Source organism: Aeribacillus sp. FSL M8-0254, from assembly GCF_038008845.1.
Taxonomy (GTDB): Bacteria; Bacillota; Bacilli; order Bacillales; family Aeribacillaceae; genus Aeribacillus; species Aeribacillus composti.
Genome location: NZ_JBBOZY010000001.1, coordinates 2,788,641 through 2,811,408, shown reverse-complemented (window position 1 = coordinate 2,811,408; position 22,768 = coordinate 2,788,641). Strand labels below are relative to the sequence as shown.

The 22,768-nt window shown below is 40.2% G+C and carries 20 protein-coding genes, 1 tRNA gene and 1 other annotated feature; of the genes, 20 read left to right on the top strand and 1 reads right to left on the bottom strand.

Annotated elements, in window-relative coordinates; genetic code table 11:
- Positions 1-12 precede the first annotated feature (12 nt).
- From sdhA to NSQ44_RS13605, 10 genes are all read left to right on the top strand, one after another.
- Positions 13-1,764 (top strand): succinate dehydrogenase flavoprotein subunit, encoded by a 1,752-nt coding sequence (sdhA, locus tag NSQ44_RS13650; RefSeq protein WP_340857301.1) that lies wholly within the window; start codon positions 13-15, stop codon positions 1,762-1,764.
- 29 nt (positions 1,765-1,793) lie between these two features.
- Positions 1,794-2,558, top strand: coding sequence for a succinate dehydrogenase iron-sulfur subunit (gene sdhB, locus NSQ44_RS13645; protein ID WP_340857300.1), 765 nt, complete (start codon positions 1,794-1,796; stop codon positions 2,556-2,558).
- Positions 2,559-2,805: 247 nt separating this feature from the next.
- Positions 2,806-3,030: a helix-turn-helix domain-containing protein gene (locus NSQ44_RS13640; RefSeq protein ID WP_063387446.1), complete on the top strand. Its 225-nt coding sequence runs from the start codon at positions 2,806-2,808 to the stop codon at positions 3,028-3,030.
- A gap of 237 nt (positions 3,031-3,267) precedes the next feature.
- Positions 3,268-3,702 (top strand): MarR family winged helix-turn-helix transcriptional regulator, encoded by a 435-nt coding sequence (locus tag NSQ44_RS13635; RefSeq protein ID WP_063387447.1) that lies wholly within the window; start codon positions 3,268-3,270, stop codon positions 3,700-3,702.
- A 10-nt stretch (positions 3,703-3,712) separates the two neighbouring features.
- Positions 3,713-4,531: a glutamate racemase gene (gene racE / locus NSQ44_RS13630; protein WP_340857299.1), complete on the top strand. Its 819-nt coding sequence runs from the start codon at positions 3,713-3,715 to the stop codon at positions 4,529-4,531.
- 743 nt (positions 4,532-5,274) lie between these two features.
- Positions 5,275-6,357: a GerMN domain-containing protein gene (locus tag NSQ44_RS13625; protein ID WP_340857297.1), complete on the top strand. Its 1,083-nt coding sequence runs from the start codon at positions 5,275-5,277 to the stop codon at positions 6,355-6,357.
- A gap of 104 nt (positions 6,358-6,461) precedes the next feature.
- A complete protein-coding gene (rph, locus tag NSQ44_RS13620) occupies positions 6,462-7,232 on the top strand; it encodes a ribonuclease PH (RefSeq protein ID WP_063387450.1) in 771 nt (256 codons plus the stop codon).
- On the top strand, positions 7,229-7,846 hold the full coding sequence (locus NSQ44_RS13615) for an XTP/dITP diphosphatase (protein WP_066252188.1): 618 nt from the start codon (positions 7,229-7,231) through the stop codon (positions 7,844-7,846). The genes rph and NSQ44_RS13615 overlap by 4 nt, the downstream gene beginning before the upstream one ends.
- On the top strand, positions 7,824-8,336 hold the full coding sequence (locus NSQ44_RS13610; protein ID WP_340857296.1) for a metallophosphoesterase family protein: 513 nt from the start codon (positions 7,824-7,826) through the stop codon (positions 8,334-8,336). Before NSQ44_RS13615 ends, NSQ44_RS13610 begins: the two co-directional genes overlap by 23 nt.
- Before the next feature lie 124 nt (positions 8,337-8,460).
- Positions 8,461-8,537: transfer RNA gene (locus NSQ44_RS13605), tRNA-Arg, on the top strand.
- Between the two features lie 419 nt (positions 8,538-8,956).
- On the opposite strand, the gene NSQ44_RS13600 is transcribed toward NSQ44_RS13605, so the two are convergent.
- On the bottom strand, positions 8,957-9,316 hold the full coding sequence (locus NSQ44_RS13600) for an MmcQ/YjbR family DNA-binding protein (protein ID WP_063387491.1): 360 nt from the start codon (positions 9,314-9,316) through the stop codon (positions 8,957-8,959).
- Positions 9,317-9,854: 538 nt separating this feature from the next.
- Positions 9,855-10,106 (top strand) — a binding site (T-box leader).
- Positions 10,107-10,193: 87 nt separating this feature from the next.
- Here NSQ44_RS13600 and ilvB point away from each other — a divergent pair.
- The 10 genes from ilvB to clpX all read left to right on the top strand — a co-directional run bounded on the left by ilvB (position 10,194) and on the right by clpX (position 22,383).
- Positions 10,194-11,918: an acetolactate synthase large subunit gene (gene ilvB / locus NSQ44_RS13595; protein WP_063387453.1), complete on the top strand. Its 1,725-nt coding sequence runs from the start codon at positions 10,194-10,196 to the stop codon at positions 11,916-11,918.
- Positions 11,915-12,433, top strand: coding sequence for an acetolactate synthase small subunit (gene ilvN, locus NSQ44_RS13590; protein WP_063387454.1), 519 nt, complete (start codon positions 11,915-11,917; stop codon positions 12,431-12,433). Before ilvB ends, ilvN begins: the two co-directional genes overlap by 4 nt.
- Positions 12,434-12,446: 13 nt before the next feature.
- Positions 12,447-13,505, top strand: coding sequence for a ketol-acid reductoisomerase (gene ilvC, locus NSQ44_RS13585; RefSeq protein WP_340858271.1), 1,059 nt, complete (start codon positions 12,447-12,449; stop codon positions 13,503-13,505).
- Positions 13,492-15,036 (top strand): 2-isopropylmalate synthase, encoded by a 1,545-nt coding sequence (locus NSQ44_RS13580; protein ID WP_063387456.1) that lies wholly within the window; start codon positions 13,492-13,494, stop codon positions 15,034-15,036. Before ilvC ends, NSQ44_RS13580 begins: the two co-directional genes overlap by 14 nt.
- Positions 15,037-15,059: 23 nt before the next feature.
- Entirely contained in the window at positions 15,060-16,172 is a 1,113-nt protein-coding gene (gene leuB / locus NSQ44_RS13575) for a 3-isopropylmalate dehydrogenase (protein ID WP_340857294.1), read from the top strand.
- Positions 16,173-16,255: 83 nt separating this feature from the next.
- Positions 16,256-17,671: a 3-isopropylmalate dehydratase large subunit gene (gene leuC / locus NSQ44_RS13570; RefSeq protein ID WP_340857292.1), complete on the top strand. Its 1,416-nt coding sequence runs from the start codon at positions 16,256-16,258 to the stop codon at positions 17,669-17,671.
- A 16-nt stretch (positions 17,672-17,687) separates the two neighbouring features.
- Positions 17,688-18,281, top strand: coding sequence for a 3-isopropylmalate dehydratase small subunit (gene leuD / locus NSQ44_RS13565; protein ID WP_340857291.1), 594 nt, complete (start codon positions 17,688-17,690; stop codon positions 18,279-18,281).
- A 90-nt stretch (positions 18,282-18,371) separates the two neighbouring features.
- The gene (locus NSQ44_RS13560) at positions 18,372-19,352 is read left to right on the top strand and encodes a tetratricopeptide repeat protein (RefSeq protein WP_340857290.1); all 981 of its coding nucleotides are present in this window, start codon (positions 18,372-18,374) and stop codon (positions 19,350-19,352) included.
- Between the two features lie 203 nt (positions 19,353-19,555).
- Complete coding sequence (gene tig, locus NSQ44_RS13555) at positions 19,556-20,842, top strand: trigger factor (protein ID WP_340857289.1); 1,287 nt, start codon at positions 19,556-19,558, stop codon at positions 20,840-20,842.
- A 275-nt stretch (positions 20,843-21,117) separates the two neighbouring features.
- Complete coding sequence (gene clpX, locus NSQ44_RS13550; protein ID WP_340857288.1) at positions 21,118-22,383, top strand: ATP-dependent protease ATP-binding subunit ClpX; 1,266 nt, start codon at positions 21,118-21,120, stop codon at positions 22,381-22,383.
- The last annotated feature ends 385 nt before the right edge of the window (positions 22,384-22,768 follow it).

The following is a 22,768-nucleotide window of genomic DNA, read 5'->3' as shown; positions in this document are numbered from 1 at the left end:
GTGGGCGAAAAAATGAGTAAAGGAAAATTAATTGTTGTCGGCGGCGGCTTGGCTGGCTTAATGGCAACTATAAAGGCTGCGGAAGCCGGGGTGTCTGTTGACTTATTCTCGTTAGTACCTGTAAAACGTTCCCATTCAGTATGTGCTCAAGGAGGGATCAACGGGGCGGTAAATACGAAAGGAGAAGGAGACTCTCCGTGGATCCATTTTGATGATACGATTTATGGCGGAGACTTTTTGGCTAACCAGCCACCGGTTAAAGCGATGTGTGAAGCAGCACCGGGAATTATTAACCTTTTAGATCGCATGGGTGTTATGTTTAACCGTACACCAGAAGGATTGTTGGATTTCCGTCGTTTTGGAGGAACACAGCATCACCGGACAGCGTTTGCCGGAGCAACAACTGGACAACAGCTTTTATATGCATTGGACGAGCAAGTTCGACGTCACGAAGTAGCAGGTCTTGTGACGAAATATGAAGGCTGGGAGTTTTTGGGAATCATACAAGATGATGAAGGACGCTGTCGCGGCATCGTTGCTCAAGATTTAAAATCAATGGAGATTCAAGCTTTCCGTTCGAATGCCGTAATAATGGCGACAGGAGGACCTGGAATTATCTTTGGTAAATCAACAAACTCTGTGATTAATACGGGATCGGCTGCTTCTATCGTTTATCAGCAAGGAGCTTATTATGCAAACGGGGAATTTATACAAATTCATCCGACAGCCATCCCTGGAGATGACAAGCTTCGATTAATGAGCGAGTCTGCACGCGGCGAAGGCGGAAGAATTTGGACATATAAAGACGGAAAACCATGGTATTTCCTTGAAGAAAAATATCCGGCATATGGAAACCTTGTTCCTCGTGATATTGCAACGAGAGAAATATTCCATGTATGTGTAGACTTGAAATTAGGCATTAATGGCGAAAACATGGTATATCTTGATCTTTCTCATAAAGATCCAAAAGAGCTTGATATTAAACTAGGCGGTATTATCGAAATTTATGAAAAATTCATGGGTGAAGATCCAAGAAAAGTGCCGATGAAAATTTTCCCTGCCGTCCATTATTCTATGGGAGGTCTATGGATCGATTACGATCAAATGACAAACATCCCTGGTTTGTTTGCAGCTGGTGAATGCGATTACTCTCAGCATGGTGCGAACCGGCTTGGAGCAAACTCATTGCTTTCTGCAATTTACGGTGGTATGGTTGCAGGACCAAAAGCTGTTGAATATATGAATGGATTGGAAAAATCAGCTGACGATTTACCATCCACATTATATGATGCACGCGTAAAAGAAGAACAAAGCAAATGGGACGAAATCCTGAAAATGGATGGAAACGAAAATGCTTACGTTCTTCATAAAGAGCTTGGTGAATGGATGACGGATAATGTTACAGTCGTGCGCTACAATGATAAACTTCTAAAAACAGATGAAAAAATTCAAGAGCTTATGGAACGTTGGGAAAGAATTAATATTAACGATACTGCGAAATGGAGCAACCAAGGCGCAACCTTTACTCGCCAGTTGAGAAACATGCTTGTGTTGGCTCGGGTTATTACGCTTGGGGCTTATAACCGTAATGAAAGCCGAGGTGCTCACTATAAACCAGAATTTCCGGAACGAAATGATGAAGAGTGGCTCAAAACAACTATGGCAACGTTTGCCGGCTTGAAGGAAGCTCCTAAATTCCACTACGAAGATGTTGATGTATCACTCATTAAGCCTCGTGTGCGTGACTATACGAAGAAACATTAAAAAAGCTGGGAGAAAAGGGGGAGTAAACAATGAGTGAAAAAAAAGTGCGGTTTATTATCACTAGACAGGATCGACCAGACACGAAACCATATCAAGAAGAATTTGAAGTGCCATATCGTCCGAATATGAACGTTATTTCGGCCTTAATGGAAATTCGCCGTAATCCTGTTAATGCCAAAGGCGAAAAAACAACGCCTGTAACATGGGATATGAACTGTTTAGAGGAAGTATGCGGTGCTTGTTCAATGGTCATTAACGGGAAGCCCCGCCAATCATGTACAGCGCTTATTGATCAGCTGGAACAGCCTATTCGTCTCGAGCCGATGCGCACATTCCCGGTTATTCGCGATCTTCAAGTAGACCGCAGCCGCATGTTTGACTCTTTGAAAAAAGTAAAAGCATGGATACCAATTGACGGTACGTATGACTTAGGACCAGGACCAAGAATGCCTGAGAAAAAACGCCAATGGGCATACGAGCTTTCAAAATGTATGACGTGCGGCGTATGCCTTGAAGCTTGTCCAAACGTAAACAGCAAATCGAACTTCATCGGTCCAGCGCCATTATCACAAGTTCGTTTGTTTAACGCTCATCCGACAGGCGCGATGCATAAATCAGAACGCTTGGAAGCTATTATGGGCGATGGCGGACTTGCGAACTGCGGAAATTCCCAAAACTGCGTTCAATCCTGTCCAAAAGGAATTCCGCTTACAACATCGATTGCAGCATTAAATAGAGAAACAACTGTTCACGCATTTCGTAAAATGTTCGGAAGCGACTATATTGACAGCTGATGTATATTGTGAAAAAGGAACACCTTGCTATGTCAAGGTGTTCCTAATTTTAGAAACGGTTGAATCTTTCTCGAACATTTCCTCCTTCAAACGAGTCCCTTTAACGTTAAAAAGCTTCTTTTCGCCTAAAATGCACCTTTCTTTTATGAATCTTGTCACGGTCATCTTTTTGCGATCATACTATGTGGTGACAATTTTTAAATCCATCCTGTCGACTGGCTCTCATCTGCAAGGAGGGTTACAATACTTGAATGAGAAGGATTTTCAGCCAAAGCCGCTGCTAACAAAGAGAGAGAGAGAAGTATTTGAGTTATTAGTGCAAGATAAGACTACAAGAGAAATAGCCAGTGAACTTTTCATAAGCGAAAAGACGGTGCGGAACCATATTTCAAATGCTATGCAAAAATTAGGTGTGAAAGGGCGCTCACAAGCAGTCGTAGAACTTCTTCGTATGGGAGAACTAAAGCTTTAAACAGAAGAGGCAGCCTTAGTGGAACTTCGCCGTCGGCTGCCTTTTTTAGATTGATAAGGAAAGAGTTTGTTTTACTCTTTTTCTATGAATCATTGGCTTCTTAAAAAGGCTTGTGACTTTTTGAAAAAATTCGTCTTTCCACATTTTGGAAATACGGCTATGCTTGAAATTTTACATAAAAAAAAGGAAAATAGATTTGATCTTATTTGTTAATCTTGAAAGAAAGGGTTCCCCGTTATGACGTACGTTTTCAATACTGTTGAAGAAATAGAAAAATCCCTCCGCTGCATAGCTGCGATTTTAAAAAAGAAGGGCCGTGATATTTTAAGCAACTACTCGATTACTCCTCCGCAATTTGACGCGCTTCTGTTATTGAATGAATCAGGAAACATGACAATTGGAGAACTTTCAAATAAAATGTATCTTGCATGCAGCACGATCACGGATTTAATTGATCGAATGGAAAAAAACAATCTTGTTAAACGGGTGAAGGACGAAAAGGATCGTCGATTAGTCAGGATTCAATTGCTTGAAAATGGACAACGCGTTATCGAGGCTGCATTAGCGAAGCGGCAAGAATATTTAAGAGAAGTTTTGAAAAACTTCTCGGATCAAGAAATTGTTCAATTGGAAAAGCTATTAGCAAAATTGCAACAAGAAATGAAAGAATAGAGGCGATTTTTTGAATAGACCAATTGGAGTTATTGATTCAGGTGTTGGTGGATTAACTGTTGTTAAAGAGTTGATGAGGCAACTTCCAAAAGAAGAATTAATTTATTTGGGTGATACCGCCCGATGTCCGTACGGCCCGAGGCCGAAAACGGAAATTCGACAATTTACATGGGAGCTGACCAACTATTTAATTTCAAACTTTCATATCAAAATGCTTGTCATTGCTTGTAATACTGCAACGGCAGTTGTATTAAAAGAAATTCAAGAACAACTTCATATACCTGTGATTGGTGTAATTCAACCAGGGGCAAGAGCTGCCATAAATGCTACACGCTCAGGCCATATTGGTGTAATCGGAACAAAAGGAACTATATCGAGCGGTGCGTACGTTCGTGCGCTCAAAACGATTAATTGTTCCGTCATTGTGGAGAGTCTCGCTTGCCCTGAGTTTGTGCCGTTAGTAGAAAGCGGCGAATTTGAAGGTGAACGGGCGGAATATATTGTTGCAGAATCTTTACTTCCTTTTAAAGGAAAGAGAATTGATACGCTTATTCTAGGATGCACACATTATCCTCTATTACGGCCTTTAATTCAAAAATATATCGGGAAAGACGTAAAAATAATCACCTCGGGAGATGAAACAGCCCGGGAAGTGAGCGCTATTTTATCCTTTCATCATTGTTTAAACCAAGAGGATGGCAATAAAAACCACAAATTTTTAACTACTGGGTCGAAACAAATGTTTCAAAAGATTGCTTCAAAATGGTTCGGTCATCACATTGATCATGTAGAAAGTATAACTTTAACGAAAACAGTTTGCTCTAAATGAGCAAGCTGTTTTTTTGGGTGCGCCCGGCATGGGTGTAAGCTATAGGGTGTAAGTCCCGAACCGCGAAGACAGAAGTAGAGGTTAGCTCAACGAAAGGGTGTCCGTGGTGACGCGGAATCTGAAGGAAGCTGGAGGCAAAACACCGGTCCGAGGAACACGAACCTCATATAAGGCTAGGTATGATTGAGTGAGTTTGCCAAACAAAACAAAGCTCTTTCTGTCGAAGGTCATATCGAGTAAATGAGGCGGATAGATGGTGTGAAAGTGCATGTACTTACCCGGGGAGGTCTGGCGGATAGGTGAAGTACTCTTCATAACCTACTTAGTGATAAGTAGCTGAACCGTCAGAAGTCAGCAGAGGTCATAGTATTAGTTGGTTTAGAACTACTAAGAAGGACCGAACAATTAAGAGAGAATAGCCCTTGGCATTCAGTGAGTCATGATGAACACAGAAAACGTAGTACCTCACTTGAGGAAGGAAGCGGTGAATCCCGTGGGAGACCTCTTGGAGGGTGGAGTGACCACTGGCATAAAGAGAACAGCTATTCACGGAAGTTATAAAGACTTGCGTCAATCATCTTAATTGAACCGCCGTATACGGAACCGTACGTACGGTGGTGTGAGAGGACGGGAGTTAATCGCTCCCTCCTACTCGATTCCATTGAATTTTTGGTTGGAGCTGGTCTATTTTTTTTTCAATGCTCGTATACATAGTAGTACAAACTGCCTTAGGAGGGATTGTTATGCCAAAAAACAGATGGGTGGATGTGACAGCAGCAGTTTTGGCTACTTTTGTTTTGCTTTCAGGGTGTTCTTCATTTGGAAGCAAGAGTACAAAACAAGAAATAGATCCGCCGCAGGATATTACCTATTTGGAGGACGGGGATCAGCTTGATCAACAATTAGACTCAGCGAAATCAACGTCCGACAAAGAGGAATCCTCAAAGGAAACGGTGAAAAGAGTTCTGTATTTAATTGACAAAAACGGAATGGTCGTTCCACAAACATTGGAGCTGCCTAACACGAAGGAAGTAGCCAAACAAGCCGTTGAATATTTAGTGGCTGGAGGGCCCGTTTCAAACATTCTCCCGAACGGGTTCCGTGCGGTATTGCCGGAAGATACAGTTGTTAAAGGAGTAGATATTAAAGACGGAACGGCTATTGTAGATTTCTCAAATGAATTTACTAACTACAAGCCGGAAGATGAAGAAAAAATTTTGCAGGCAATTACATGGACATTAACCCAATTTAAAAATATTAATAAAGTAAAGCTCTGGGTGAACGGCCATGAACTGAAAGAAATGCCAGTAAACGGAACCCCAATCGGCGAAGGAACGACTAGAAAAGACGGCATCAATATTGATACGAGCGATGCTGTTGATATTACGGATACTCATCCTCTAACCGTGTATTATATTGGGGAAGAAGGGGATAACGTATATTATGTTCCCGTGACAAAGAGGATCAGCAATGAAGAAAAAGACGAAGTCGTAGCTGCTGTTAACGCATTAGTTGAAGGTCCAGACCGTTCAAGCGGATTATTAAGCGAGTTTCAGTCTGAAGTGAAGCTGATTGAAAAGCCAAAATATGAAGACGGTCAAGTCACTTTAAACTTCAACGAAGCGATTTATGGAAGCTATGATGAGGAGAAAAAGATCGTTTCCAATCATGTTATAAACTCCCTTGTGCTTACATTGACGGAGCAGGAAGGAATAGAAAAAGTAGCACTAAAAGTGAACGGCAAGCAAGACCTTGTGAATGAAGATGGAAAAAGTTTGTCAGAGCCAGTGTCAAGACCTGAAAATGTAAACACAGGTAGTTTTTAAACATCTATTTTTGATATACTATAAGAATGAGACTTTAGAGGCGAGCATGAAAGCTGCCTCTTCTTTCATGTTTTCGTACATTGCAGTTGGTAGGAGGGAAAACAATGCGCCTTGATGGCAGAAATCAAGATGAGTTAAGAGAAGTCACAATAGTAACGGATTATTTGAAGCATCCGGAAGGGTCTGTTTTAATAACGGTTGGAGATACAAAAGTGATATGCAGCGCAAGTGTAGAAGACCGTGTCCCTCCTTTTATGAGAGGTGAAGGGAAAGGATGGATTACCGCAGAATATTCCATGCTTCCGCGCGCAACGGCTCAAAGAACGGTTCGGGAGGCATCAAAAGGAAAAATCTCCGGAAGGACAATGGAAATTCAACGGCTGATTGGAAGAAGCTTGCGTGCAGTAGTTGATTTGGAGAAACTGGGTGAAAGAACATTATGGATTGATTGCGATGTAATTCAAGCGGACGGGGGAACGAGAACGGCTTCCATAACAGGTTCTTATGTTGCAATAAATCTCGCTCTCGGTAAATTATTCAATGACGGTGTACTAGATACATATCCAGTAACAGATTTTTTAGCAGCTACGTCTGTGGGGATCGTTCCTGAACACGGAGTCATTTTAGATTTGAATTATGAAGAGGACTCAGCGGCAAAAGTTGATATGAATGTTGTTATGACATCAAGCCGCCATTTTGTTGAATTGCAGGGAACTGGGGAAGAATCCACGTTTTCAAAAGAAGAGCTGAACTTACTGTTGGAATATGCTGAAAAAGGAATTTTGGAACTAATCGAAAAACAAAAAGCAGCATTAGGGGAATGGACTGCAAAAATTATCAATAACAGGGATCAGCGGGAAGAGGGATGCTCATGAAAGAATTGGTGATCGCCACCAAAAACAAAGGGAAAATCGAAGAATTTCGCGCGATGTTAGAAAAAAAAGGAATACAGGTCAAGTCACTGTTGGATTATCCGAATTTGCCAGATGTTGAAGAAACCGGCCAAACTTTTTATGAAAATGCTGTTCTAAAAGCGGAGACAATCAGCCAATTGCTTAATAAACCCGTTGTTGCAGATGATTCCGGGCTTTCGATTGATGCTTTAAATGGCGAACCGGGGGTTTATTCGGCCCGATATGCAGGAAATGAAAAAGATGATCAAAAAAATATTCAAAAGGTTTTAAAAAAAATGGAAGGCGTTGAAAATCGAAAAGCAAGGTTCATATGTGTTTTGGCGTTTGCTGCTCCAGACCTTGAAACGATGACGGTGGAAGGTGTGTGTGAAGGACAAATTACAACTGAACCTCGCGGTGACAATGGCTTTGGATATGATCCTATTTTTCTTGTGGACGGCAAAGAAAAAACGATGGCTCAACTAGAGCAGTTCGAAAAAAACGAAATCAGCCATCGTGCAAAAGCTTTGAAGAAACTAGAAAAATTAATAGGCGATTGGGGAGAGGCTAATCGTGAAAGTTTTAATTATAAGTGATAGTCACGGTCTTACGGATGAGCTTGTGGAAATTAAGAAAAGGCATATAAACGAAGTAGAAGCAATCATCCATTGCGGTGATTCAGAGCTGAATGATGGAGCGGAACAAATTCAAGATATGTTGATCGTGAAAGGAAATTGCGATTTCCTTGGAAACTTCCCGAATGAAATCATTGAAACAATTGGAACCTATCGCTTTTTTATCACCCATGGCCATTTATATTCTGTCAAAACGACTTTAATGAAATTAAAATATCGTGCAGAGGAAGCGCAAGCGAACATTGTTTGTTTCGGCCATTCGCATATAGCCGGAGCCGAGCTTGTAGACGGGACATTGTTTATTAATCCAGGAAGTATTTTCCTTCCGAGGATGAGAAATGAAAAAACTTATGCTATACTAGAATTGATGAATGGCCAAGCAATTGTAGATTTTTACAATCTTCATGGAGAGAAAATTTCAAACTTGTCCACTAAATTCCAATTTGCTTAACCACTCTTCCTTGAGGGAGAATTTTTCTCCCTCAAAAAATTTTTTAAAAAAGTAGTTGACATACTTTTAGCATGAAATTATAATAAACATTGTCTTTCGAAAAAATAATAAAAAATGATCCAATGTCCCAGTAGCTCAGCTGGATAGAGCAGCGGCCTTCTAAGCCGTCGGTCGGGAGTTCGAATCTCTCCTGGGACGCCATTTATGTTAATTTTGAATAGGATGAATTTATTACATAATGCTCATAGATATTGATATGTCAATATTTATGAGCTTTTTTATTTTGTTAAGAATACGATTGAAAACGGTATAAATTGATCTCATTTTACACATTTTTTACACATCCCCCGCTATTGTGGTGATTCAAAAGGTTTTCAAGGAATTTTATTAGACAGAGTAAGGATTTAGCTTGCTCTGCTTTTTATCGTTTCAATGTTTAAAAATTTATTGCTGCAGGCCTATGGTTTCTATGCATTAAAAGACTAGCATGTGTATAAGCGAAATCCGTGGATGCAAATCCAATTCTAAGCTCCATTTAAAAAAGATTTGAGGCTTTTCACCGAGGAGGAGTTCACATCTAATAAGTGACGCCCAAAACAGCAATGTCATTATTTCCTAAGTTATTGCAGTTTTATTTGCTTTTGTATTTTCTTCGGCAATTTTTGAAAAACAAGTTCGTAGGAACGAAAAATCAGGTTTTCCAAAATTTCCTCCGGGATGTTCGTGTTAAAATATATTGAGATCCAATGATTTTTGTTCATATAGTAGCCTGGAATGACGCCATCGTAATTTTCTCTTAATTGTTCAGAATGATGCGGATCACATTTTAACGTGATGATTGGCTTTCCTTCAGAATCACATCCTATAATCGCAAATATTTTGCCTCCCACTTTATATCGGTCTGCTTCCCAATCAATTTGGTAATCATGAACAGAACCGGGAAGTTTGAGACAGAAAGATTCAAGCTTTTGTTTGTTCATCATATAATCTCCTCCACCATATATTGTTCCAAATATTTTTTATACAACATACTTTGTCTTTTTTCCTTCTTCCGAAATTGCTCGTTTCAAGTGAAGGGCTTTTATTTAAAATCGAATAACGTTCAAGGTTTTAGAACATACATATACTGCATTACTGTTTAAAACAGATTACAGCCCTCTTTTTGAAGTGTTCGGGTTGCCGAGCCTTTAAGAAAAACTGGTGTAATTTCGAATAAAATGGATGTTTTTCTTTTGCAGCATTTGTGGAAAACGTTGGCTATTCAAATTAATTTAAATAAAATATTACGCACATTTTGCCTAATGGTTTGGAATCGATATTTATATCAATTTAGAGCATAAAAAATTTTCATTGTATTATAAAATGTTGAAATAATGAGTTTGTAAACGTTACCAAAAAACTGTTTCATAAAAATAATCAAATAATTCATAAAAATGGTGTTGACACTTTTGAAAAATCAGCGTATTATAAGGCTCAAACATAAATTTTCGTATAAGGATTGAATGTAAAAATTTATAGATGAAAACGATGAAGAGGATTAGTAATCTTTGGTTAAGATAACTACAGAGAGCCGGGGGAGCTGAAAACCGGCGTTATCACCAAGGATGAACTCGCCTCCGAGTGCCTTTTCGAAAGCGGACAGCGAGTAGGATTGGCCGGGTGCATCCCAATGCACTCGTTAGGAAAAGAACGGATATTCCGTTCATGAGGTGATCGATTTGATCACGAAGAAGGGTGGTACCGCGGGAATTCAACCTTCTCGCCCCTTTGGCCTGCTATAAGTGGGTTTCATAGGGGTGGGAAGGTTTTTCATTATCTAAAAATTCTATCACATCTGTTTAAAAGGAGGATATATTCATGACTGCGAATGTACAGTTGGATGAGTTGAAAACCAAATGTACAACAACAACCATGACGGGGTCGGAAATGCTCATCGAAGCCTTAAAAAGGGAAAATGTAGAAGTCATTTTCGGCTATCCCGGTGGAGCCGTTTTGCCAATATATGATAAGCTATATAATTCTGGAGTCTTTCACGTCTTAACAAGACACGAGCAAGGAGGAATCCATGCTGCTGAAGGATATGCACGTATATCCGGAAAACCGGGTGTCGTCATTGCCACTTCAGGACCTGGTGCAACAAACTTAGTGACAGGGCTTGCGGATGCATTAATTGATTCTTTGCCGCTCGTCGTCTTTACAGGGCAAGTAGCAACAACTGTGATCGGTTCTGATGCTTTCCAAGAAGCAGATGTGATCGGAATTACCATGCCCGTTACAAAACATAATTATCAAGTTCGGGATATAAATGATTTACCGAGAATTGTTAAAGAAGCGTTTCATATCGCAACAACTGGAAGACCAGGACCTGTATTGATCGATATTCCAAAAGATATTTCACAGGCGGAAGGCAATTTCGAATATGATATGGAATTGTCATTGCCTGGCTACCAGCCGAAATTAGAGCCGAATTACTTGCAAATCCGCAGGCTGGTGGAATCGGTCAGCAGTGCAAAAAAACCGGTGATTTTAGCTGGTGCCGGCGTTCTCCATGCCAATGCTGCGAATGAACTGAGAGAATATGTTGAACAGCAGCAAATTCCGATCACAAACACTCTACTTGGATTAGGAAGTTTCCCAGCGGATCATCCTCTATTTTTAGGAATGGCAGGAATGCATGGAACATACGCGGCTAACATGGCTCTTTATGAATGCGACTTATTGATTAGCATCGGAGCCCGCTTTGATGACAGAGTAACAGGAAATCTTAAACATTTTGCGCCTAATGCAACTGTAGCACATATTGACATTGATCCTGCCGAAATTGGTAAAAATGTTCCCACACAAATTCCGATTGTCGGCGACGCGAAGCAAGTATTGAAGCTTTTGATCGAGCAGGAAGGAAATAAAGGCGATCATCAAGAGTGGATTCAGCATCTTGCTGAATATAAAAAAGAATATCCATTATGGTATGAAAAATCTGAAAATGAAATCAAACCTCAAGAAGTGATCGAAGAAATTTATAAACAAACAAAAGGAGAAGCAATTGTTACAACAGATGTAGGCCAGCATCAAATGTGGGCTGCGCAATATTATCGCTTTAATTCGCCAAACAGATGGGTGACATCGGGCGGACTTGGAACGATGGGCTTTGGACTCCCTTCAGCTATCGGCGCGCAGTTTGCTGACCGCAATAGAACGGTTGTCGCGATATTGGGTGATGGAGGGTTCCAAATGACCTTCCAAGAGCTTGCGGTAATCAAAGAGCACAATTTGCCAATCAAAGTAATCGTTCTGAACAACAATTCGCTCGGTATGGTTCGCCAATGGCAAGAACTCTTTTATGAAAAACGTTATTCTCATTCCGTCTTTCAAACGCAGCCTGATTTTATTAAATTGGCAGAAGCGTTTGGAATAAAAGGAGTAAGAATCCAAAATCATCAAAATCTTAAGACAGTGTTGGAAAAAAGCTTTGCAAACAGAGAGCCGGAGCTGATTGAAATCGTCGTAGCGCCGGAAGAAAACGTATATCCAATGATTGCTCCTGGCAAAGGACTGAATGAAATGGTGGGGATAAAGAAATGAAGCGAATCATTACGCTGACTGTCATGAATAGATCAGGAGTTTTAAACCGAATTACTGGCCTGTTTACGAAAAGACACTATAATATCGAAAGCATTTCTGTCGGCCATTCGGAAATAGAAGGCGTTTCGCGAATTACATTTGTTGTAAATGTTAAAGAAGAAAAAGAAGTTGAACAAATTACAAAGCAATTAAATAAGCAAATTGATGTGTTGAAAGTGATGGATATCACAAATCAATCAATTGTTGCAAGAGAACTAGCATTAATTAAAGTTGTTGCAAATCCATCGACAAGAATGGAAATATACGGTGTGATCGAACCGTTTCGCGCATCGATCATTGATGTTAGCAGAGACAGCGTTGTCGTACAGGTAACAGGTGAGCCGAACAAAATTGAAGCGCTGATTGACTTATTGAAACCGTACGGCATCAAGGAAATAGCCAGAACAGGACTGACAGCTTTTCCTCGCGGTACACAAAAGCTGCAGCAGTCCGAAAAAACTTTTTCAATCGTCTAATACATTTTTAAATATAGTAAAACATTTAAGAAAGGGAGATGTACAAATGACAAAAGTATACTATAACGGAGATATTAACGAAGCTGTATTAGAAGGAAAGAAAGTAGCGATTTTAGGATATGGTTCTCAAGGTCACGCGCATGCTTTAAATTTAAAAGAAAGCGGCGTAGATGTAGTAGTTGGCGTTAGAAAAGGTAAATCATTTGAAAAAGCTCAAGAGGATGGATTGGAAGTTAAAACAGTTCGTGAAGCTGTTGAAGAAGCAGACATTATCATGGTGCTTGTTCCGGATGAAAAGCAAAGAGAGCTTTATGAAAATGAAGTGAAGCCGGGACTAAAAGCAGGAAATGCTCTCGTATTTGCCCATGGATTTAACGTTCATTTCAATCAAATTGTTCCGCCAAGCGATGTGGATGTATTTTTAGTTGCACCTAAAGGCCCAGGTCATCTTGTGCGAAGAACTTACACTGAAGGAGCTGGGGTTCCGGCATTGATTGCTGTTGAGCAAAATGTAACAGGTCAAGCGAAAGAATTGGCTTTAGCATATGCAAAAGCAATCGGATCCGCACGTGCCGGCGTTCTTGAAACAACGTTTAAAGAAGAAACAGAAACGGATCTTTTCGGTGAGCAAGCAGTTCTTTGCGGCGGGTTAACATCCCTTGTGAAAGCTGGATTTGAAACGCTTGTTGAAGCAGGTTACAAGCCTGAAGTTGCATATTTTGAATGTTTGCACGAACTAAAATTAATTGTGGATTTACTGTATGAAGGCGGGCTTTCCAACATGAGATACTCCATTTCCGATACAGCTCAATGGGGTGATTTTGTATCTGGACCGCGAGTAATCGATGCGCATGTAAAAGAAAACATGAAAGCTGTATTGAATGATATTCAAACTGGAAAATTTGCGAAAGAATGGATTTTGGAAAACCAAGTAGGAAGACCGCAGTTTAACGCGATCAACAATCGTGAAAATGAGCATCAAATTGAACAGGTCGGAAGAGTGTTAAGAGACATGATGCCGTTTGTAAAGCCTAAAAATAAGGAAGCGGTGGTAACTGGTGCGAAAAATTAACTTTTTTGACACAACCTTAAGAGATGGCGAGCAATCCGCTGGAGTAAACCTAAACTTAAAAGAAAAATTAGAAATCGCAAAACAGCTGGAACGAGTTGGAATGGACATTATTGAGGCAGGCTTTCCTGCCTCCTCTCCAGGCGATTTTCGCTCAGTACAGGAAATTGCCAGAACAATCAAAAATTCTTCTGTTACAGGATTGGCGAGATCTGTTAAAGGAGATATCGATGCGGCGTGGGAAGCATTGAAAGACGGGGCGGAGCCAAGACTTCATACGTTTATTGCAACATCGCCTGTTCATCGGGAATATAAATTGAAAATGACGAAGGAGCAAGTGATCGAGCGTGCAGTAGAATCCGTCAAATATGCAGCGAAATTTTTCCCTATTATACAATGGTCTGCAGAGGATGCCTGCCGCACTGAACTCGATTTTTTGGCGGAAATTGTTGAAAAAGTGATTGAAGCCGGCGCGAAAGTCATCAATATTCCTGATACTGTAGGCTATATCACTCCGATTGAATATGGCAAAATATTTGAATATTTAAAACAAAATGTGAAAAACATTGATCAAGTCATTTTGTCCGCTCATTGCCACGACGATTTAGGAATGGCAGTAGCGAACGCTCTCAGCGCTGTAGAACATGGAGCAGGGCAAATTGAAGGTACGATTAACGGAATTGGAGAGCGTGCGGGCAATTCAGCTTTAGAAGAAGTGGCTGTCGCTCTGTACATTCGAAAAGACTATTACAAAGTTGAAACAAACATCCGCTTAAATGAAATTAAGAGAACAAGTGATTTAGTGAGCAAATTGACAGGAATGATAGTTCCGCCAAACAAAGCGATCGTCGGGAAAAACGCTTTTGCCCATGAATCTGGCATACATCAAGACGGTGTGCTGAAAGAAAAAACAACATATGAGATCATATCTCCTGAACTTGTTGGGGTACAGTCCAACAGTTTAGTATTAGGGAAACATTCTGGTCGTCACGCATTTCGGGTAAAGCTCAAGGAATTAGGCTTTACAATGGATGAAGAAGCGACAAATCGTTTATTCACTGCTTTTAAGGAACTTTCTGAAAAGAAAAAAGAATTGACGGAAGATGATCTTGTAGCTCTTGTATTAGAAGAACAATTAACAGGTGAAGAAGGAACATATGAACTTGCGGCGCTGCAGGTAACATATGGTACGACTGGAGTCCCGTCTGCCACTGTGACGCTGAAAACGAAAGAAAACGAGGAAATTCAAGAGGCTGCGACAGGAAATGGAAGCGTAGAAGCTATTTACAATACGTTAGAACGCTGTTTGAAGCAGTCCGTCACTTTGCTGGACTACCGAATCCAATCTAATTCAGGAGGACGCGATGCGTTAGCGCAAGTATATGTAAAAGTTAACGTGGACGGAATTGAAATGGGAGGACGCGGCATTGCCCAGGATGTGCTTGAAGCATCTGCCAAAGCCTATCTAAATGCTGTCAACAGGGCGATATTACTCAAACATACAGCGAAGGAAAAACATCAGGCGACTGTATAAAATCATGAAAGGGGTGGAACGTGATGAAGAAAAAAATCGCTGTTTTGCCGGGAGACGGCATTGGAAAAGAAGTAGCGTACGGAGCTATTGAGGTTTTAAAGGCTATTGGACAATATTACAAACATGATTTTGAATTTGAATTCGGCTTAATTGGCGGAGAAGCGATAGATAAGTGCGGGACACCTCTTCCTGAAGAAACGATTGAATTATGTCGTTCAAGCGATGCGGTTTTATTAGGAGCTGTAGGCGGTCCGAAATGGGATAAAAATCTTCCTGAACTCCGTCCGGAAAAAGGGTTGCTAGGCATTCGAAAAGAGTTGGACTTATTTGCAAATATCCGCCCTGTTCAAACTTATAAAGCCCTTCAAGAAATATCTCCGTTAAAGGGAGAAAAAATAGAAGATGTTGACTTGGTGATTGTACGCGAATTGACAAGCGGACTTTATTTCGGGAAACCGAGTGAAAGAATCGTTTCAGACGGAGAAGAAGCAGCGGTTGACACGCTTTTTTATAAACGGAAAGAAATTGAACGCATTTTAGAAACAGCTTTTCAAATGGCGCAAAAACGCCGAGGAAAAGTAACGTCTGTTGATAAGGCAAACGTGCTTACAACTAGCAAGCTTTGGCGTGAAATTGCTGAAGAATTGGCTTCTAAATACCCTGATATCACATTGGAGCATATGCTTGTTGATAATGCGGCCATGCAATTGATCCGCATGCCAAGCCAGTTTGATGTGATTGTGACGGAAAATATGTTCGGTGACATTTTAAGCGATGAAGCATCCATGATCACTGGATCGTTGGGCATGCTTCCTTCAGCAAGCTTATCAAACAGTGGATTGCACTTATATGAACCAGTGCATGGATCAGCTCCTGACATTGCCGGCCAAAACCTGGCAAACCCTGTCGGAATGATCTTATCTGGTGCGCTCATGCTCCGCTATTCCTTTGATCTTCATGAAGAAGCTAGAGCCATTGAAAAAGCGGTTAAACACGTGTTGGATTCCGGAAAGTGCACGAGAGATTTAACAAATAATGAAGGTGCATTTATTCATACAACTGAAATGGTGGAAGAAATCAAAGAAGTGCTTGCGAACGATTATGCACTATTAAATATTATCGATTCCTACGAATAAAATGGGGGGTGTGGGCTTTTCTGGCAGGAGGAGCTCACCGTTTTCTTAATAGATACAAAACAGGAAATAGGGGGAAAAAGAAAATGAAGCCTCGAAACATAATAGAAAAAATCTGGGATGATCATGTGGTCGTAAGGGAAGAGGGAAAACCGGATCTGCTTTATATTGACCTTCATCTCATACATGAAGTTACATCACCGCAAGCTTTTGAAGGATTGAGACAAAACGGACGGAAAGTGAGACGTCCTGATCTCACCTTTGCCACAATGGATCATAATATCCCAACCGTGAACCGCTTTGTCATTGAAGATGATGTAGCTAAAAACCAAATAAGTGCTTTAGAAAGAAACTGCCAAGAATTTGGAATTACTCTGGCAGGATTAGACAGCGAAGATCAAGGAATTGTCCATGTTATCGGTCCGGAATTAGGGCTTACTCTTCCAGGAAAGACTATTGTATGCGGAGACAGCCATACATCGACACACGGCGCTTTTGGGGCGCTGGCATTTGGAATCGGAACAAGTGAAGTAGAACACGTTTTGGCCACTCAAACATTATGGCAGCACCGTCCGAAAACTTTGCAAGTGAAAGTGACAGGATCTTTGTCAGAAGGAGTCACGGCCAAAGACGTCATCCTTTACATTATTGGAAAATTTGGTGTTGATTTCGGTACAGGCTATGTTATTGAATATTCGGGTGAAGTGATTGAAAGCTTATCAATGGATGAACGGATGACCATTTGCAATATGTCAATCGAAGCAGGTGCCCGCGCCGGTTTAATAGCTCCGGATGAAACAACCTTTAATTATATAAAAGGAAGAAAATATGCTCCGAAAGGGGAAGAGTTCGAAAAAGCAGTTGCTTACTGGAAATCTTTAAGATCTGATCCAGGAGCTACATTTGATAAAACGATTGAAATCCGCGGGGAAGACATCACACCGATGGTTACCTGGGGTACAAATCCAAGCATGGTGCTGCCTGTTGACCATTCGATTCCGACGCTTGAGGATGCACGCAATGAAAATGAAGCAGCTTCCTTCAAACGGGCGTATGAGTACATGGGACTTGAACCGGGAATGAACATTCAAGACATTGAAATCGATTATGTATTCATTGGATCATGTACAAACTCAAGACTAACTGATTTGCGTGCAGCGGCGAATGTAATTAAAGGACGAAAGGTTGCTCCAAATGTGAAAGCGATCGTAGTTCCAGGCTCCCAAAAAGTAAAACAAGCAGCAGAACAAGAAGGATTGCATGAAATTTTCATCAATGCTGGTTTTGAATGGAGAGATTCTGGATGCAGCATGTGTTTAAGCATGAATAACGATGTCGTGCCTCCTGGAAAACGATGTGCGTCTACTTCCAACCGCAACTTTGAAGGACGTCAAGGGAAAGGGGCAAGAACTCACTTAGTGAGTCCTGCAATGGCAGCAGTGGCAGCAATTTATGGTAAGTTTGTTGATATTCGGACAGAGAAGCTTGAAGCAGTAAAATGAGGAGGGAAGAAGCAGCATGCAGCCTTTTACAACATTAACTAGCCATATTGCAGTATTAAATAGAACAAATGTGGATACGGACCAAATCATCCCGAAACAATTTTTAAAACGAATTGAACGGACAGGATATGGAAGATTTGCTTTTTTTGATTGGAGATATTTAGATAATGGTGAGGAAAATCCACAATTCGAGTTAAATCAGCCAGTCTACAAAGGCGCACAAATTTTGCTGGCTGGCGAAAATTTCGGTTGTGGTTCATCAAGAGAGCATGCTCCATGGGCTCTAGCAGACTATGGTTTCCGCGCAATTATCGCGCCTAGCTTCGCAGATATTTTTTATCAAAACTGTTTAAAAAACGGAATCCTGCCGATACGGGTCAATGAAGAAGTGTTTGAAACATTGCTCAAAAAAGCGGAAGGAAAAGTGTACGAATGCACGATTGATTTAGAGCAGCAAAAAGTATTTGATCAAGAAGGATTTGAGTTTCATTTTGACATTAATGAGCATTGGAAGGAAATGCTTTTAAATGGACGCGACGAAATAGGATTTACATTATTATATGAAGAGCAGATCAGCCAATTTGAACAAAAGGCAAAAGCGTGGGGATGATGATTGCATCCTCCGCTTTTTCTTTTAATTCTTGTTTTCTCGTTGCCCAGCTGGTAAACTTGTAGCAAAATCATAAAGAGGTTTTCTACAATGAAAAAAGCGAATGGAAAAATCATTCCCTTTCCCCGACTTAAAGAACGATTGATTGAAAAAGGAATGAATGCGTTACATAATAAACAATTTGACCAAGCGCTTGACCTTTTTTTAGAGGCGAGATCTTGGAATTCAAATCACCCTGATATTGAAATAGGAATTGCTTTATGCTTAATGGAGCTTGGAGAATATCAGGAAGCAAAACAAATTTGTAAAAAAATGCTTCACGAAGCAAAAGGAAATTATTTTGAAATATTGCAGATGTATTTAACGATTTTAGTACAGCTTGGACAATATGATGAGGTAAAAACGACGATTGAAGCGGTTTTGGAAGAAAATAAACTTCCGGCAGCACATGCAGAACAGTTTTACAAGCTGCTTCATTTTAGCCGGAGGATGAGCGAAGAAGAAATCAGTCCAGAACCGAATGACGATGATCTTTTCAGCAGGCTGGACAAGCAAATTTCCTACATACATTCGATCAAAAATAATAATAATGTTAAAAAAAATTTACTTACGATTGAAGAGATGCTTCAGTCAAAAACGGTCCATCCGGTTGTGAAAACAATGCTGCTGCAAATATTACGAGATCATGAAATAGCACGAATAATGACCGTTGAGAAATTCGGGGAAACTACCGCTGTAAATCCTATCCATCTTCAAGATTTATTAGAAATGACGTTTGCCAAAAAAGTGCTCAATCTTTTGGACGATTTTTTAGGAAATGAAAATCCAACCCTTTTCGAAGCTGTAAAAGATATATGGATTCGTCATTTATATGTCATGTATCCTTTTTATCCTAAACCGGAAAATGCAAATATTTGGGCGGCAGCGCTTCATTACGTTGGCTACGAAATTTTTGGGATCGTCATCAAGCTGACGGAAGTTGAGCGGATTTACAACATAAAAAGTGCTGAGTTTATTTCAGTTTGTGATAAAATTAGACAAATTGAAGAAATTTCAAACATTAGATGGTAAAGTCCTATTGAAAGGATTGTATCCTATGGTATAATAAAATGGTTGTAAAATGTATATTTTTTGTATGCACCTTTCTTGCATTTGGTGCGGTTATCCTTTTTTGACATATTTATTTTATGGCTTGTTTCTTTACGGACAAGGCATATAAAAAATTTTTATCGTGTACTCACGAATAATATTTATAGATTGTTGGAGGGAAACAAATGTCAGTTAAATGGGAAAAATTAGAGAAAAACGAAGGAGTCTTAACCGTTGAAGTAGATGCACAAACATTTAAAGAAGCGCTGGATCGAGCATTTAAAAAAGTTGTAAAAAATGTAGCCGTTCCAGGATTCCGCAAAGGAAGAGTGCCGCGCCCTATTTTTGAAAAGAGATTCGGTGTTGAGGTGCTATATCAAGATGCGCTTGATATTTTGCTTCCAGAAGTTTATCCAAAAGCGGTTGAAGAAGCTGGAATTGAACCGGTAGACCGTCCTGAAATTGATATTGAACAAATTGAAAAAGATAAACCGCTTATTTTTACGGCTAAAGTAACGGTCAAACCAGAAGTGAAACTTGGCGAATATAAAGGTTTGGATGTCCAAAAAGAAGATACAACCGTTACGGATGAAGATGTGGAAAACGAATTAAAACAGCTTCAAGAACGTCATGCTGAATTGGTTGTGAAAGAAGAAGGAAAAGTGGAAGAGGGAGATATAGTCGTCCTCGACTTCGAAGGTTTTGTTGACGGCGAAGCGTTTGAAGGCGGAAAAGCTGAGAATTATTCTTTGGAAGTCGGCTCCGGCACATTTATCCCTGGTTTTGAAGATCAGTTGATCGGGCTTGAAGCAGGCGAAGAAAAGGATGTAGAAGTAACGTTCCCTGAAGAATATCATGAGGAAAAGCTTGCTGGAAAACCGGCTGTCTTTAAAGTGAAAATTCATGAAATCAAAACGAAAGAACTCCCTGCATTGGATGATGAATTTGCAAAAGATGTAAACGATGAGGTTGAAACACTTGAAGAATTAAAGGCGAAAATTAGAGAGCGTTTAGAAGAGCAAAAGAACACACAAGCTGAAAATAAACTTCGTGATGAACTTGTTGAAAAAGCTGCAGAAAATGTTGAAGTGGACATTCCGCAAGTGATGATTGACAATGAACTTGAAAGAATGATGAATGAATTTCAACAACGCTTGCAATTGCATGGCTTGAACTTAGAACTGTATTACCAATTCTCTGGCCAAAGCGAAGAAGAATTGCGTGAACAAATGAGAAAAGACGCTGAAAAGCGCGTGAAATATAACTTAACATTAGAAGCAATTGCGAAAGCTGAAAACATTGATGTGACAGAAGAAGAAGTAAATGAAGAGCTGCAAAAAATGGCTGACATGTACAATATACCAGTTGAAAGCGTTAAGAGAGCACTCGGTTCAACAGAAGGAATAAAAGAAGATTTAAAAATTAAAAAAGCGGTCGATTTTCTTGTAGAAAATAGAAAAGATGTTGCATAATATAGTTACAGGGACATCATGATTTTTGATAAAGTTGATAAACAAGGCGCGATTTGATCGTGCCTTGTTTTATAAAATGAAAAGCGTTAAATCGTTCGAAACTGTACATAATAATTGTCACATAACTATACATACTTTTCATTACCGCTTTTCTTTTGTTTTATGATAAAATGCGATACATACTTTTCTTTTGTTTGAAAAGCATTGTTCCCCGATTCATGCGTGCGGTTTATATATGGGTGGGGAGGCAATGAAGGAAATTAAGGGGTGATATCATGTTTAAGTTTAACGATGAAAAGGGACAGTTAAAATGTTCGTTTTGCGGAAAAACTCAAGATCAAGTGAGAAAGCTGGTTGCTGGTCCTGGCGTCTATATATGTGATGAATGTATTGAACTTTGCACAGAAATTGTAGAAGAGGAGCTTGGCACGGAAGAAGAGGCTGAATTTAAGGATGTTCCGAAACCGAAAGAAATTCTCAGCATCTTAGATGAATATGTAATCGGGCAGGAGCAGGCAAAAAAATCTTTGGCGGTTGCAGTTTACAACCATTATAAGCGGATTAATTCAAACAATAAAATTGATGATGTTGAGCTGTCCAAAAGTAATATTGTGTTAATCGGGCCGACAGGAAGCGGAAAAACGCTGCTTGCACAAACGCTTGCACGCATTTTGAACGTTCCATTTGCAATTGCTGACGCAACGTCGCTAACGGAAGCTGGATACGTTGGGGAAGATGTTGAAAATATTTTGCTGAAGCTAATCCAAGCTGCTGATTACGATGTGGAAAAAGCGGAAAAAGGAATTATTTACATCGATGAGATTGACAAAATTGCTAGAAAATCAGAAAATCCATCCATTACAAGAGATGTGTCTGGTGAAGGTGTCCAACAAGCACTTCTGAAAATTTTGGAAGGAACTGTAGCAAGTGTTCCTCCACAAGGCGGAAGAAAACATCCGCATCAAGAATTTATCCAAATCGATACGACTAATATATTATTTATTTGCGGCGGAGCATTTGACGGCATAGAGCAAATCATCAAGCGCAGATTAGGGCAAAAGGTCATTGGATTTGGAGCAGACAGCCGAAACAAAGAGCTTGATCAAAAGCAGCTGCTTTCAAAGGTGCTACCTGAGGATTTATTAAAATTCGGGTTAATTCCGGAATTTATCGGGCGTTTGCCTGTCATTGCTAGCCTTGAACCGCTTGATGAAGCAGCACTTGTCGAAATATTAACAAAACCGAAAAACGCGCTTGTTAAACAATATCAAAAAATGCTCGAGCTAGATGGCGTTGAGTTGGAATTTGAAGAAGAAGCATTATCAGAAATTGCGAAAAAAGCAATTGAACGAAAAACAGGAGCGCGCGGCCTTCGTTCTATCATTGAGGGCATTATGCTTGATGTGATGTTTGAATTGCCGTCTCGTGATGATATTACAAAATGTGTCATCACGGCAAACACTGTAAGAGAAAAAATTCCTCCGAAGCTGATTGCAAATGATGGAACCATTATAAATGAAGATAAGAAAACTTCCGCATAAGACACGTTTTGACGGGCTTTTTAGTCTTGAATTTGCAGCAGTTTGGTTTTGTAAAAAGATAGTTGTTCTCATAAAAATAAGAAGGATCGAGTTCATACAACTCGATCCTTCTTTTCATGTGCGCCCGGCATGGGTGTAATCTATAGGGTGAAAGTCCCGAGCTGCGAAGGCAGAAGTAGCAGTTAGCTTAACGCAAGGGTGTCCGTGGTGACGCGGAATCTGAAGGAAGCGAGCGGCAAACTTTAAGGTCTCTCGGAACACGAACTTCATATGAGGCTAGGTATCACTGGGTGAGTTTGCAAGACAAAACAAAGCCCTTTCTGCCGAAGGTGATACAGAGTAAATGAAGCAGATGGATGGAAGGAAAGATTACACTCTTACCCGG

Coding starts and splice junctions, on each gene's coding strand:
- sdhA (WP_340857301.1), top strand. CDS start 13: ATGAGTAAAGGAAAATTAATTGTTGTCGGCGGCGGCTTGGCTGGCTTA.
- sdhB (WP_340857300.1), top strand. CDS start 1,794: ATGAGTGAAAAAAAAGTGCGGTTTATTATCACTAGACAGGATCGACCA.
- NSQ44_RS13635 (WP_063387447.1), top strand. CDS start 3,268: ATGACGTACGTTTTCAATACTGTTGAAGAAATAGAAAAATCCCTCCGC.
- NSQ44_RS13625 (WP_340857297.1), top strand. CDS start 5,275: ATGCCAAAAAACAGATGGGTGGATGTGACAGCAGCAGTTTTGGCTACT.
- rph (WP_063387450.1), top strand. CDS start 6,462: ATGCGCCTTGATGGCAGAAATCAAGATGAGTTAAGAGAAGTCACAATA.
- NSQ44_RS13615 (WP_066252188.1), top strand. CDS start 7,229: ATGAAAGAATTGGTGATCGCCACCAAAAACAAAGGGAAAATCGAAGAA.
- NSQ44_RS13600 (WP_063387491.1), bottom strand. CDS start 9,316: ATGAACAAACAAAAGCTTGAATCTTTCTGTCTCAAACTTCCCGGTTCT.
- ilvB (WP_063387453.1), top strand. CDS start 10,194: ATGACTGCGAATGTACAGTTGGATGAGTTGAAAACCAAATGTACAACA.
- ilvN (WP_063387454.1), top strand. CDS start 11,915: ATGAAGCGAATCATTACGCTGACTGTCATGAATAGATCAGGAGTTTTA.
- leuB (WP_340857294.1), top strand. CDS start 15,060: ATGAAGAAAAAAATCGCTGTTTTGCCGGGAGACGGCATTGGAAAAGAA.
- leuC (WP_340857292.1), top strand. CDS start 16,256: ATGAAGCCTCGAAACATAATAGAAAAAATCTGGGATGATCATGTGGTC.
- leuD (WP_340857291.1), top strand. CDS start 17,688: ATGCAGCCTTTTACAACATTAACTAGCCATATTGCAGTATTAAATAGA.
- NSQ44_RS13560 (WP_340857290.1), top strand. CDS start 18,372: ATGAAAAAAGCGAATGGAAAAATCATTCCCTTTCCCCGACTTAAAGAA.
- tig (WP_340857289.1), top strand. CDS start 19,556: ATGTCAGTTAAATGGGAAAAATTAGAGAAAAACGAAGGAGTCTTAACC.
- clpX (WP_340857288.1), top strand. CDS start 21,118: ATGTTTAAGTTTAACGATGAAAAGGGACAGTTAAAATGTTCGTTTTGC.